Origin of the sequence: Agrobacterium sp. P15N1-A (genome assembly GCF_044626815.1) — a bacterium.
GTDB classification, from domain to species: Bacteria; Pseudomonadota; Alphaproteobacteria; order Rhizobiales; family Rhizobiaceae; genus Agrobacterium; species Agrobacterium leguminum.
The window spans coordinates 405,811-418,213 of the sequence record NZ_JBIUPF010000005.1 but is presented as its reverse complement, the minus strand read 5'-3'; the positions used below and the strand labels follow the sequence as shown (position 1 = coordinate 418,213).

The 12,403-nt window shown below is 60.5% G+C and carries 12 protein-coding genes; 7 read left to right on the top strand and 5 right to left on the bottom strand.

Annotation, left to right across the window (positions count from 1 at the left end):
- Positions 1-36: 36 nt before the first annotated feature.
- On the bottom strand, positions 37-939 hold the full coding sequence (locus ACIK7D_RS19315) for a sugar phosphate isomerase/epimerase (protein WP_080820441.1): 903 nt from the start codon (positions 937-939) through the stop codon (positions 37-39).
- Positions 940-951: 12 nt separating this feature from the next.
- Positions 952-1,986 (bottom strand): Gfo/Idh/MocA family protein, encoded by a 1,035-nt coding sequence (locus tag ACIK7D_RS19310; RefSeq protein WP_400157112.1) that lies wholly within the window; start codon positions 1,984-1,986, stop codon positions 952-954.
- Between the two features lie 139 nt (positions 1,987-2,125).
- Between ACIK7D_RS19310 and ACIK7D_RS19305 the strand changes: the two genes are divergently transcribed.
- Positions 2,126-3,154, top strand: coding sequence for a LacI family DNA-binding transcriptional regulator (locus ACIK7D_RS19305; RefSeq protein WP_400157111.1), 1,029 nt, complete (start codon positions 2,126-2,128; stop codon positions 3,152-3,154).
- A 15-nt stretch (positions 3,155-3,169) separates the two neighbouring features.
- On the opposite strand, the gene ACIK7D_RS19300 is transcribed toward ACIK7D_RS19305, so the two are convergent.
- Positions 3,170-4,048, bottom strand: coding sequence for a hypothetical protein (locus ACIK7D_RS19300; protein ID WP_400157110.1), 879 nt, complete (start codon positions 4,046-4,048; stop codon positions 3,170-3,172).
- A gap of 150 nt (positions 4,049-4,198) precedes the next feature.
- Entirely contained in the window at positions 4,199-4,972 is a 774-nt protein-coding gene (locus ACIK7D_RS19295) for an SDR family oxidoreductase (RefSeq protein ID WP_400157109.1), read from the bottom strand.
- Between the two features lie 136 nt (positions 4,973-5,108).
- Between ACIK7D_RS19295 and ACIK7D_RS19290 the strand changes: the two genes are divergently transcribed.
- On the top strand, positions 5,109-6,008 hold the full coding sequence (locus tag ACIK7D_RS19290; RefSeq protein WP_400157108.1) for a LysR family transcriptional regulator: 900 nt from the start codon (positions 5,109-5,111) through the stop codon (positions 6,006-6,008).
- Positions 6,009-6,112: 104 nt separating this feature from the next.
- Here ACIK7D_RS19290 and ACIK7D_RS19285 read toward each other — a convergent pair whose 3' ends face one another.
- A complete protein-coding gene (locus ACIK7D_RS19285; protein ID WP_080820451.1) occupies positions 6,113-6,508 on the bottom strand; it encodes a cupin domain-containing protein in 396 nt (131 codons plus the stop codon).
- Between the two features lie 305 nt (positions 6,509-6,813).
- Between ACIK7D_RS19285 and ACIK7D_RS19280 the strand changes: the two genes are divergently transcribed.
- The 5 genes from ACIK7D_RS19280 to ACIK7D_RS19260 all read left to right on the top strand — a co-directional run bounded on the left by ACIK7D_RS19280 (position 6,814) and on the right by ACIK7D_RS19260 (position 12,370).
- Entirely contained in the window at positions 6,814-7,836 is a 1,023-nt protein-coding gene (locus ACIK7D_RS19280) for a substrate-binding domain-containing protein (protein WP_078053299.1), read from the top strand.
- Positions 7,837-7,939: 103 nt separating this feature from the next.
- Entirely contained in the window at positions 7,940-9,433 is a 1,494-nt protein-coding gene (locus ACIK7D_RS19275) for a sugar ABC transporter ATP-binding protein (RefSeq protein WP_400157107.1), read from the top strand.
- On the top strand, positions 9,430-10,374 hold the full coding sequence (locus ACIK7D_RS19270; protein WP_400157106.1) for an ABC transporter permease: 945 nt from the start codon (positions 9,430-9,432) through the stop codon (positions 10,372-10,374). The genes ACIK7D_RS19275 and ACIK7D_RS19270 overlap by 4 nt, the downstream gene beginning before the upstream one ends.
- 1 nt (position 10,375) lies before the next feature.
- Positions 10,376-11,344, top strand: coding sequence for an ABC transporter permease (locus ACIK7D_RS19265; protein ID WP_065117786.1), 969 nt, complete (start codon positions 10,376-10,378; stop codon positions 11,342-11,344).
- A gap of 3 nt (positions 11,345-11,347) precedes the next feature.
- Positions 11,348-12,370 carry a LacI family DNA-binding transcriptional regulator gene (locus ACIK7D_RS19260; RefSeq protein WP_400157105.1) on the top strand — a complete coding sequence of 341 codons (1,023 nt, stop codon included), beginning with the start codon at positions 11,348-11,350 and terminating at the stop codon, positions 12,368-12,370.
- The last annotated feature ends 33 nt before the right edge of the window (positions 12,371-12,403 follow it).

Below are 12,403 nucleotides of genomic sequence, written 5' to 3'. Positions count from 1 at the left end.
TGCAATTTTCGAAAACCTTCTCCCAAAAGGCTTCCGTTATGTCGGATCGACGACGAAATCGCCGCCGCGGCATTTTTTCAGATAATTCAGGCCATGCACCTGTCCGGTCATTTCCAGCGCATCGCGATAGACTGGGTCATGCCAGCCTTCTATGTCGATGGAGCCGGACCAGCCGGCGAGGCGCAGTTCGGAAATAATGTCCGTCCAGTTGCTGTCGCCGAAACCCGGCGTGCGCATGAAGACGAATTTTTCCTTGCCGAAAATGCCGTGCTCGCGAATGACATCCCAGCGGATGGTCGCGTCCTTGCCATGCACGTGGAAAATCTTGTCCGCCCATTTGCGGATCTGCGGCAGCGGGTCGATCAGATAGACCATCTGATGGCAGGGTTCCCATTCGATGCCGATATGCTCGTCCGGCGTTTCGTTGAAGATCAGTTCCCATGCGTCGGGATTGTGCGCGATATTCCAGTCGCCGGTCTGCCAGTTGCCGTCCATGGCGCAGTTTTCAAAAGCGATCTTCACGCCCTTGTCGGCGGCGCGTTTTGCAAGCTCGCTCCAGATTTGCCTGTATCGGGGAAGGCTCTCCGGCAGCGGTTTGCCGCGCAGCCGGCCGGTGAACCCCGCAACGCAGGTCGCGCCGAAATGGTGGGCATTGTCGATGCAGTCTTTCCAGCCCTGCAATGTCTCAAGGTCGATGTCGGTCTCTTCCAGCGGATTGCCGAACATGCCGAGCGTGCTGATGGTGATGTCGCGCTCGCCTATCGCCTCGCGGCAGCGCTTGCCGAGTTCGGCAAGGTCCTGACCGTTGGTGGTCTGCCAGAAGAACGGCTCGAAGCTTTCAAAGCCGAGGTCGGCGATCTGGCCGATGCGCTCAGCCGCCTGTCCCTTGGTGGCGCTGACCATGGTGCCGATGCGGATGGATGTTGCCGGATTGCTCACGTCTTTCAGTCCTTATGCTGCAATGGAAACACGCTGGCCGAGGCGGGCGCTTTCAATCGCGCCGATCACCATGGCAAGGCTGTTGATGTTGTCGAAGGAGGCCGTTTCCGGCATCTCACCCGTGCGGATGGATTGAAGGAACGAGAGAATGACGCTGGCATGGCCGCGCGTATCCTTCTCGGAAATGGCTTCGGAAACGTTTACGGTCCTAAAGCCCCGCAGAAGCCCCTGTTGGTCGCCGGCCACGGATGCGGAGAAATTGTCTTCCCCGTCCCAGAGGATCATGCCCTTGGAGCCGATCAGCCGCCAGCGTGCTTCCCAGCTGGTCCGCTCGCCTTCGGCGCACCAGGAGCCGCGATAGGTGAAGACGACATCATTCGAAAACTCGAAAATGGCGTTGGCGCTTGCTCCATGGGCATACCATGAGCCGGCCGGGTTCTTTTCCACGCAGAAGACGGAGAGGGGTTTTTCATTGGCGACGAAACGGGCTGCGTCGAAAGTGTGGATCGCCATGTCGAGAAGCAGGACGTTCTTCATCTCCTCGCGGAAGCCGCCGAAATGCGGCCCAAGGAAGAAATCGCAATGGATGGCCGTCAAATCGCCGATGACGCCGTCTTCCAGCGCGCGGCGCAGCCGCCGGATACCCGCCACAAACCGCCGATTTTGCACCACGGCATGAATTTTGCCCGCTTTTTTCGCCAGTTCTACCAGCGTGCCGGCTTCCTCCATCGAGGCGGCAAGCGGCTTTTCACTGAGCACATGGCACCCGGCCTCAAGACCGGCCTCAACCACGGCGAAGCGCGCCTGCGGGATGACGATATCAAAAAGGATGTCGGCTTTCGTTTTAGCGAGAACCTCACGGAGATCGGTGCCGATGACCGCGTCGGTGAGGGCGAATTCTTCGGCAAGCGCGCGGGCCGTGTTCTCGTTCAGATCGACCAGACCGGCGATCCTGATCGCGCCGGCGATTTCCGGCGTGGAATGAATGGCGCGCAGCCAGCCTTTGGCCATGGCTCCGCACCCGCATAAAACGGCATTGAATGTCATCTCATCTCCCCGGACTCTTTCGCAAACTCCTCTTTGCGCAAAGCGTCGTAAACGTTTACGAGACTATGCCGATGATGTTAGATATGTCAAGACCGTTAAGGGGCGCGTCGATTGCGCGCCGGGCCTGGGAGGGGAGTGCATGAAAGGAATTCGTCAGCTTGCCGATTATCTGGAGATATCGATAGGCACTGTTTCCCGTGCCCTGAACGGCAAGCCGGATGTGAATGAAGAAACGCGGCGGCGTGTTCTCGAAGCGGCGGAAAAGCTTGGTTATGTCGCCAACCAGTCCGGCCGCAGCCTCAGGCAGGGAACCACCAATGTCATCGGCCTGATGACCGGCAGCGACGCGCAGACCGTTGAAAACTCCGACAACTTCTTCCTGGGGGTGACGGACGGTCTGCAAAGCGTGTTTTCCGGGCATAATCTCGATCTCATCGTTCTCCCATGTCCGGGGGAAGAGGATCCGGATGAATATCTGAAGCGCATGGTGGCGCGCCGCATGGTGGACGCGATGATCATTTCCGCGACGCGACGGATAGACAAACGTGTGGATTTCCTGAAGCAGACCCGGCTGCCTTTCGTGGCGCTCGGACGGACCGCTTCCAGCGACACTCACGCCTGGATCGACCTCGATTTCGAGGGCGTCGCGAAAAACGCGGTCGACCGCCTTGCCGTTGCCGGGCATCGTTCGATTGCGGTGGCGGTGCCCGACAGCGATATCAATCTCGGTTATGTTTTTCTGGAAGGATACAGGCGTGCGCTGGAAGACAATGGCATCGCTTACGATTCCTCGCTGGTCATCCGTGCGAAATCGAGCGAGCAGGGCGGTTATCACGCCGCCAGCGAGTGGCTGCAGATGCGGCCCCGGCCAACGGCGATCGTGCTGATCTACGAACTGATGGCGGTCGGTCTTTATCGCCGGCTTGCGGAAGTGGGCCTGAAACCGGGGCGCGATCTCGCCGTCATCGGCTTCCGCGATGGCCCGCGCGGCCAGTTTCTGGAGCCACGGCTGACCAGTTTCCGCATGTCCCTGCATGATCTCGGCGTCACGGTGGCCCAGACGCTGCTATCGACCATGCCGGCCTACGCGCCGTTTTACCCCGATCAGGCCCGCCATTGCGTATGGCCCATGCTTCTGGTTGCCGGCGAGAGCGACCCCGCCCCATAGAGCAACAGAGGGGTATCAAAGCTTGAGGCCGTCAACGCTCACGACGCCGAAAGGATTGAATTTATATTCGTCCTCCTCATACCGTGTGTCGTCGGTGAGGGAGGCGCGACGGCCCTTCAGGGTGGCTTGAACGCCTTCACGCGCCATTTGCTCGGCGATATCGTCTATCAAGGCGGCTATCTTCAGCTGTTCGGCGTTCGTCGATGGCTGGTCTTGGTCTTTTTTGGTGAAGCGTACCTGCACATCGGGCAAGCCGATCAGGTGAAACCCGACGCTCGTCATGCCTTCGGCATCGTCTCCTATGGGGCGGCGTGCGAAAGCCAGGCGGCAGGTTCTGGCAAGCGCCATCCCGTCACCGGCGGCTGCCTCGCCGCGCGACTGCTCGTAAAGCTGCCTCCAGCGCCTTGCGCCATGGGCGACGCCCGCACTTTCACCCTTCACCGCGCTAGCGCCGTGATCGAGCATGTGCTGTACGAATCCGAGGGCCTTTGCGGATGTCTTCACGGCTGTTTCGGCATCCATGGATGGGCCGAGTATATAAAGAACCGAGCCGTGCGCGGCGACGGCTGCCTCATCCTCCGGCTGGTAGGCGTCGGGGTCGACGCGATCCCAGCAGACATTGAACGAGCGTTCCATTCGGTCGTCCGCCTCATCCTGTGAATAATCGTCATCCAGGCTGAAATCGGGAGCAAAATCATCGATGGCGGCGCGGGCGCTCTTCTGCAGCGCCGCCAGCCCATTTTCCGCACCAAGAAAACAGAGGATATGCCGGGGTTTGTATTCGGAACGGGATTCGGCAAAGGCCGCAGGCTTGCCCGATGCTGCGCCGAGAGACGGCCTTGCCAGTACAAGGCCGCCCAGAAATGCGAGAACGCCACGACGCCCGGAATTCATCTGATACCCCCAAGGTTTCCATCAACAGGATCAGGGGGTTTTACACCGGCATATATAATTCAGGCCATATGGTGTTCGATACTTTTTTGCATCGCGGTTTTGCGACCCGAAACGAGCCGCTGGCCTGAGCCGGGTGCCATCCGGCAGCGACTATTTCGTGGTGTAACCGCCATTGACCAGAATGGTCTGGCCGGTCATCCACCAGCCATCCGTGACGAGGAAGCGGATATAGGGAACGATGTCCTCGATATCGGTGAGACCGGTTTTGGAGAAGCCGGAAAGAGCGGCGGCGCTCTTGTGATAGGCCTGCGCCTCCGGCGTTTCCTGACCGTAGAAGAATGGCGTGTCCATCGGTCCGGGGCCGATTGCCGTCACGGATATGCCGCGTTCGCCAAACTCCTTGGCCGCCGCGCGGGTAAAATGTTCCACCGGGGCCTTGGTGCCGGCATAGCTGGCGTAAAACGGCGTGAAGGCGCCCAGGAGCGATGTCACGAGGGTGCAGATCTTGCCGTTATCGCTGACGCGGCGACCGGCCTGCTGGAGGAAAAAGAAGGCCGATTTGGCGTTAACGGCAGTCATTTCGTCATATTCGGCTTCCGATGTGTCGAGGATCGGCTTTTTCAGCACCTTGCCGACGGTATTGATGGCAATATCCGGGCGGCCGATGGCGGCGACGGTATCGGCAAACAGCTTTTCGACCGCACCTGCCGTGGTGAGATCGGCCTGAAGTGCGACAGCCTCAGCGCCGGCCGCCTTCACGTCGGCCACCGTTGCCTCAGCATCCGCCCTGGTTGCGGGGCTGTTATAATGGATGGCGATGGCGCGGGCGCCCTGGCCGGCAAAATCGCGGGCAATCAATCCACCGAGATTTTTCGCGCCGCCGGCGATGATGACGGTTTTGCCCTTGAGGGAATGGTCTGTCATGGGTCGGCCTCCTTTTGCCGTGCTCGGCCAACTGGCGGCCGCTTTCGTTGCAGCAGGATATCGTCTAGCTTTGCGCGATAAAGGTGCTTATTCTGACATAACTTGTCAGAAAAGCCGCACAATAGGGTGTTTTCGGTTGGACCGTATCGACCTGTTCCGTATCTTCACACGCGTCGTTGACTGCGCGAGTTTCACGCGGGCCGCCGATACGCTCGGCATACCGCGTTCTTCGGTTTCGGCGGCGGTGCAGGAACTGGAAGGGCGTGTCGGTGCGCGGCTGCTGAACCGCACGACGCGCAAGGTCTCGCCAACCGAGGATGGTTCGGCCTTTTACGAGCGCTGCCAGCGGCTGATCGCCGATGTCGAAGATGCGGAAAATCTCTTCCGGCAGACGGCGGCGCAGCCTTCGGGCCGGTTGCGGATCGACGTCCCGGGCCGGATCGGGCGGCTGGTCATCGCACCGGCGCTGCCGGAATTTCTCGACCTTTATCCGCAGATCGACATAGGCCTCGGCGTTACCGACCGCGCTGTCGATCTGGTGGAAGACAATATCGATTGCGTGCTGCGCGTCGGACCGCTCAGCGATTCCGGCCTGATCGCGCGGCCGATCGGCAAGTTGCCGTTGATCAATGTCGCAAGCCCCTCCTATCTGACGCGTCATGGAACGCCGAAAACGCCCCACGATCTTTCCTGCCATTGGGCGGTCAATTACGCGTCGCCCTCCAGCGGGCGGGTGGAAAACTGGGAATGGGTCGAAGGCGAGACGCTGCATTCGCTTTCCATGCGCGGCCGCGTCACCGTCAACAATGCCGAGGCCTATATCGCCTGCTGTCTTGCCGGTCTCGGCTTGATCCAGATACCGGCTTACGACGTCAGACCACATCTGGAAAGCGGCGAACTCATCGAGGTCATGCCGGCCCATCGGGCTGAGTCGATGCCGATGACGTTGCTTTATCCCCATCGACAGCATCTGTCGCGGCGGCTGCAGGTGTTTGCGGAATGGCTGGAGGCCCTGCTGCGACGACGGCTTCTGTAGCGTCGCGGTTTGCAGGCCTCCGCCATTGGTTGCGGATGTTTCGTCACCGGTCGACGCTGCCGCACTGTTACGGGCTATTCATCCGCCACGCCGGCACATCCGCGTCAGCCGCCATATTGGTCATCCGTCACCTGTTCCATCCAGTCCACAACCTTGCCGTCCTTGACCTCCTGAAGTGCAATATGGGTCATGGCGACATCGGGTGCGGCACCGTGCCAGTGCCTTTCGCCCGGTGCGAACCATATGACATCACCGGGACGGATTTCCTCCACCGGGCCGCCTTCGCGCTGCGCCCGCCCGAGGCCGGAAACCACAATCAGGGTCTGGCCAAGGGGATGGGTGTGCCAGGCGGTGCGAGCGCCGGGTTCGAAGGTGACCTGAGCGCCCTGAACCCGCTCGGCATCAAAGGGGTTGAAGAGGGGATCGATGCGGACCTGTCCCGTGAACCATGCCTCGGGGCCTTTCGCCGATGCCCGTGTTCCTGCGCGCAATATTTCCATTAGTCGTTCTCCTGATGGCTGACTCGAGGCGATTTGAAGCGGGAATCCTCCCATTGTCCACAGTGAAATGAAAACCGATATGATCTGCCGGCGAAGGACGTTTTCCGAAACTCCCTGCCGCGCTGGTTCCGGCCCATGTCTCGATTTTTTCATGTCTTTTCCGCAGGTCGGAACCGCTCATCTGCCACCGTTCCACGCTCTTTGATAAAAAACATTCTTGGGATTGACTCATTTATGAAAACGGTTACATTTGCCGATGTAAACGGTTTCATTTGTTAAAAACCGTGCTTGGAGGAGCAAATTTCATGTTTAGACATTTGATGGCTGCTGCCGCGATGGTGCTGGCGGCGGGCACGTCGGCGCATGCCCAGGAGCAGAGCTTCAAGATCGGTCTTTCCAATTCTTTCGTCGGCAGCGAATGGCGCACGCAGATGATCGAAGAGGCTCAGGCTGCTGCGAAAGCGTGGGGCGAAAAGGGCGTCAAGGTTGAGGTTGTCGTTCAGAGCGGTAATGTCGATGTGCAGGGGCAGATCGGTCATATCCGCAATTTCATGAACCAGGGCGTTGATGCGATCCTCATCAACCCCGGCAGCCCGACGGCCTTCGATCCGATCTTCGCTCAGGCCAAGGCGCGCAACATTCTCGTTATCGCAACCGACGCCGAAGTGTCTTCGAAGGATGCGATTTATGTCGGCATCGACCAGAAGGCCTGGGCGGCACAGTCCGCGCAATGGCTTGCGGATGCGCTGAAGGGCAAGGGAAGCGTGGTCGCCATCAACGGCATCGCCGGCAACCCCGCCAACGAAGCCCGCGTCGCCGGTTACCGCGAAGTGTTCAAGAAATACCCTGACATCAAGGTGCTGAACGAAGCCAATGCGAGCTGGGATCAGGCGCAGGGCCAGCAGGCAATGCAGAACCTGCTCGCCACCTATCCCGACATCAGCGGCGTCTGGGTGCAGGACGGCATGGCGGACGGCGCATGGCGTGCAATCGAAGCGGCCGGCAAGACCAAGGACATTGCCGCAACAGGTGAAATCCGCAAGGACTTCATGACCCGCTGGGAAAAGGAAAAGTTCAATTCCGGCGCTTCGGTCAATCCTCCCGGTGTCATGGCCAGCGCGCTCAACGTCGCGGTCCTGAAGCTGCAGGGCAAGGAATTCAAGGACGGCATTTTCGGCGGCACTTATGGTAACGCCATCTATATTCCGATCCCCTTCGTCAGCAACGACAACCTTGCCGACAACATCAAGGCCGCCGATGGCAAGCCTGGCTACTGGTCCGTCACGGCAACCGTGACGCCGGAGCAGGCCGGTGAGTTCTTCAAGTAAAACCAGTCTCGGGCTGGCGGCGAACGCCGGCCCGAACCACAATTTCGAGTGCGGAAAGGGCCTTGGCCATCCGCCTGTGACAAGCATTATTCGGGGACTTGCGATGGCGAACGCTTTGGAAGCGGCCGGCATAACGAAGAATTTTGGCGCCGTGCGCGCGCTTTCCGCCGGCAGGCTGACCGTCGGTCGCGGTGAAATTCACGCGCTGCTGGGCGCAAATGGCTGCGGCAAGAGCACGCTTTGCAAGATCGTTGCGGGCGCGGTCGCGCCAACCAGCGGCACGATCAGATTCAACGGTGCGGAAGTACGCTTCAAAAGCCCACGTGACGCAGAAAATGCCGGCATCGCCCTGTTTTATCAGGAGCTGAGCCTCATTCCGCAGCTTTCCGTCGCCGACAATATCTTTCTCGGCCGCGAGCCGAAACGCGGCATCTTTGTTGACGGTAAAGCTCTAAAAGCCGAAGCGGCGAGACTAATCGCGCTGTTTGACGGCGTGGCTGGCGAAGGGCTGGATCCAGATGCGATTGTCGGCAATCTGCCGCCCGATCAGCGCCAGCTGGTCGAAATCCTCAAGGTCTTCGCCCAGAATGCCAGCCTGATGATCATGGACGAGGCGACGGCGGCGCTCGATGGCCGCCAGTCCCAGCGCTTTTTCGAGATTCTCCGGGCCAAGAAGGCGGACGGTATATCCACCATCATGATTTCCCACCGTCTCGACGAGGTCTTTGCCGTCTGCGACCGCATCACCGTGATGCGCAACGGCGCGACGATTTCCGAACTCGACACCGCAGCCACCACCCGTGAAGCCGTCGTGCACGACATGGTCGGCGATGTTCGGGCCGCTCCTGCCCGTCAGAACGGGCGTTCGGCTGCTGCGCCGAGCCTGAAGCTGGCGGATGTTGCAGGTGAAGGCGTTCGCGGTGTCTCTCTGGAAGCTTATCCGGGCGAAATCGTCGGTCTGGCCGGCCTGCAGGGGCAGGGCCAGTCGGCCTTGCTGAAGGGCCTTTTCGGCGCCAACCCATTTGCTACCGGCCAAATCCGGTTTGAGGGTCGTGAAATCACCATCGGCAAGCCTTCGCAGGCGGTTCATAGTGGTTTTGCCTATGTCTCTGGCGACCGTGGCCGTGACGCTTCCCTTCAGGGCCGGTCGATCTTCGAAAATCTCGTCGCGGCGCTGATGGTGCGCGAAAAGATGCGGCTGGTCCGTCCCGCGACTCTGAAGCCGCGCGTGCAGAAGGTCGCGAACGACATGAAGACGAAGTTCGCCGGCCTCGATATGCCGATCGGCACGCTTTCGGGCGGCAACCAGCAGAAGATTTTCATCTCCCGCTGGCTCGCCACAGCACCGAAACTGCTGCTGCTCGACGATCCGACCAAGGGCATCGATCTTGGCGCGAAAGCGGATCTCTTCGCCCTGATGCGGCAGCAGGCCGATGCTGGCGCGACCATCCTTCTTTATTCCTCGGAGGATGCGGAAATCCTCGAATATGCCGACCGTATTCTTGTGTTCAACGGTGGACGCATTTCTGCGGAACTGACCGGAGCCGACATGACATCCGTAAACATGACCCGCGCCGCCTATGGAGATGCCGCATGAGCGCCTCCGGTTTTCTGCGCAGGCAGCCATGGGTCATCACCCTCGTCGTACTGGCGCTTCTCATCGCCGTGAACACGTTTCTGCAGCCTTCCTTCGTTCAGCCTTCCGTGCTGCAATCGAACCTGACGACGTTTCTGCCGCTGATCCTGGTGGCCATCGGCCAGACCTATGTCATTCTGGCGGGCGATATCGATCTGTCGGTCGGCAGCATCGTGGCGCTCGCCAATGTCGTTACCGTCAGCGTCATCGCCGCACTCGGCGGCACGACAGGCGCCGTCTTCGCCGGCATGGCGGCGGGTGCGGCTGTCGGGCTGCTGTGTGGACTGGTCAATGGCCTCTTCATTTCCGGCCTGCGCTTCCAGCCTATCGTCACCACTTTCGCGACCGGTATCATCTTCGCCGGGCTGGCGATCTGGGTTCTGCCGCAGGCCGGTCTTCCGGTGCCGGAAGCCTATTGGCAGACCTATTCCGGCAGCTTCATCGGCCTGCCCTTTGTGCTGTGGGTGCTGATTGGGGGCATCGCCTTCACGCTGATCGTGTCGCGCATTTCTTTCCACACGCATCTGCTTGCCGTGGGTGGCAATCGCACCGGCGCCTTCCAGACGGGCCTGCGCCTCTCCGGCATCCGTATCGGCGCATACATGATCTCCGGTCTGTTTTCGGCGCTGGCGGCGCTGTGCCTGACGGGCGAAACCGCCTCGGGCGACCCTTTGCTGGGCGCAAGTCTGGCGCTGTCTTCCATCTCTGCCGTGGTTCTGGGCGGCACGGCGCTTTCCGGTGGCTTCGGCAGCTCGACAGGGTCGATTGCCGGCGCACTGGTGCTCGGCATGATCGGTAATGTGATTTTCTTTGCGGGCCTGCCCTTCGAGTACCAGACACTGATGCAGGGTTTGATCGTGCTGACGGCGCTGGCCGGCGGTGTTCTGGTGACGAGGCGTTGATATGACCAATCCCGGCTTGCAAATCAAAACCCTTCTCACCGATCCTCTGACCATTGCCATTGGCGCATCGGTCTTCCTGCTGCTGGTCGGCGAATTGTTGTCGCCCGGCTTCGCACAGGGCTCGCAGATCGTGCGGCTGCTGACGATTGCCGCCATTCTCGGCATCGTCGCGGCGGGACAGAACCTCGTGATCCTCGGCGGGCGCGAAGGCATCGACCTTTCCGTCGGCGCGATGATCTCGCTTGGTGCCGTCCTTGCCGGCAATATGATGAACGGCCAGAATGCCGGCATTCCGCTTGCCATTCTCGTTGCCGGCGGCATTCCCTTCCTGATCGGCCTCATCAACGGCCTCGGCATCACCTTCGTGCGCATTCCGCCGCTGGTCATGACGCTTGGCATGACGGCCGTCATTCAGGGCGGGTTGGTCGTCTATTCGCAGGGTGTTCCGTCAGGTGCGGCAGCGCCGCTGCTGGCAGGCTTCATCAACCGTCCGCTCATCTTCGGTATTCCCGGCGTGTTGTTCGTCTGGCTTGGCATCGCCGCGATCATGCTCTTCGTGCTGCGCCGCACCGCCTTTGGTTTCGCCATATATGCTATCGGTTCCAACGAGCGGGCGGCGACGCTCACCGGATTGCCCGTCTCTTTGATCCGCACGCTGCTTTATGGCCTTTCCGGCCTGTTTGCCGGGCTAACCGGGGTGTGCGTCATCGGTTACACCGGCACGTCCTTCATCTCCGTCGGTGACCAATATGTGCTTCCGTCGATCATTGCGGTCGTCATCGGCGGCACCTCGCTTGCCGGCGGTGCGGGCGGATATGTCGGAACCATGGCCGGGGCAGTTGCGCTCACCATTCTGCAAAGCGTACTGATAACGCTCAACCTCGATGTATGGGCACGGCAGATCATATTCGGTGTCACGTTGCTAGCGCTGATGCTGCTTTATGGCCGCCAAAAGCAGTTGCGTGTGTGACAGATGAGCAAAGACCAAGGTTCGAATATCAGGGAAGTTGCAGCTCTCGCGGGCGTTTCCATCGCGACCGTATCACGGGCGCTGCAACAACCCGACAAGGTTCGCCCGGAAACCCGCAAGAAGGTTTTCGACGCCGTCCGGCAGGCGAATTTCGTTCCCAACGCCCAGGCCGCGAGCTTCAGGCGTCAGTCCAACAACACCGTCATCCTTCTCGTTCGCGATATCGGTAACCCGTTTTATCTCGAAATCTACAAGGGCGTTGAGGAAGCGGCGGGCGAAGCGGGCTTCAAGGTGCTGATGGGCGATGCCCGCAACGACGAGAACCGCGTGGCGACCCATATCGACATGGTGCGCCAGAAACATGCCGACGGCCTGATCCTGATGACCGGCCAGTTTCCCGCCGAGCTTCTCGATCAGGGCGACGCGCTGCCGCCGATCGTGATCGCGTCGGAAACGGTACCCGGCCTCGCGCTGCCGACCGTCAAGGTGGACAACCGCGCCGCCTCCAAAAACGCCATGCGCCACCTCATCGAGGCGGGACATCAAAGGATTGTGCATCTGGCCGGTCCGGTCCCGGAAAGTCTGGCGCAGGAGCGTTTCGATGGTTATCGCGCGGCACTTGCCGAAGCCGGCATCGCTTATGCCGACGAACTGGTGGTGACGGGCGATTACAGCATCGAGGCCGGACGTCAGGCAATAGGCAGCCTTCTCGAAGGCGGCACCGCCTTCACCGCGATCTTCGCATCGAGCGACCAGATGGCCATTGGCGCGATCAGCGAGTTGCGGGCGCGTGGGGTTTCGGTTCCGGCCGACGTCTCCGTCATCGGCTTCGACGACATCATCTTCGCCAATGCGTTTGAGCCGCCGCTGACGACGGTGCGCCAGCCCCGCCAGGAAATGGGCCGCAGGGCCATGGCGCTGATGGTGGACAGATTGAACGGAAAACGCACGGCTGAAACCATCGTGCTGGATACGGAACTGGTGGTGCGCGGCTCGGTCGCGCCCTGCCGCCCGCCGCATCGGTAGCGGCCAGACTGTGAATGCAAGGAGTGTAAGGAC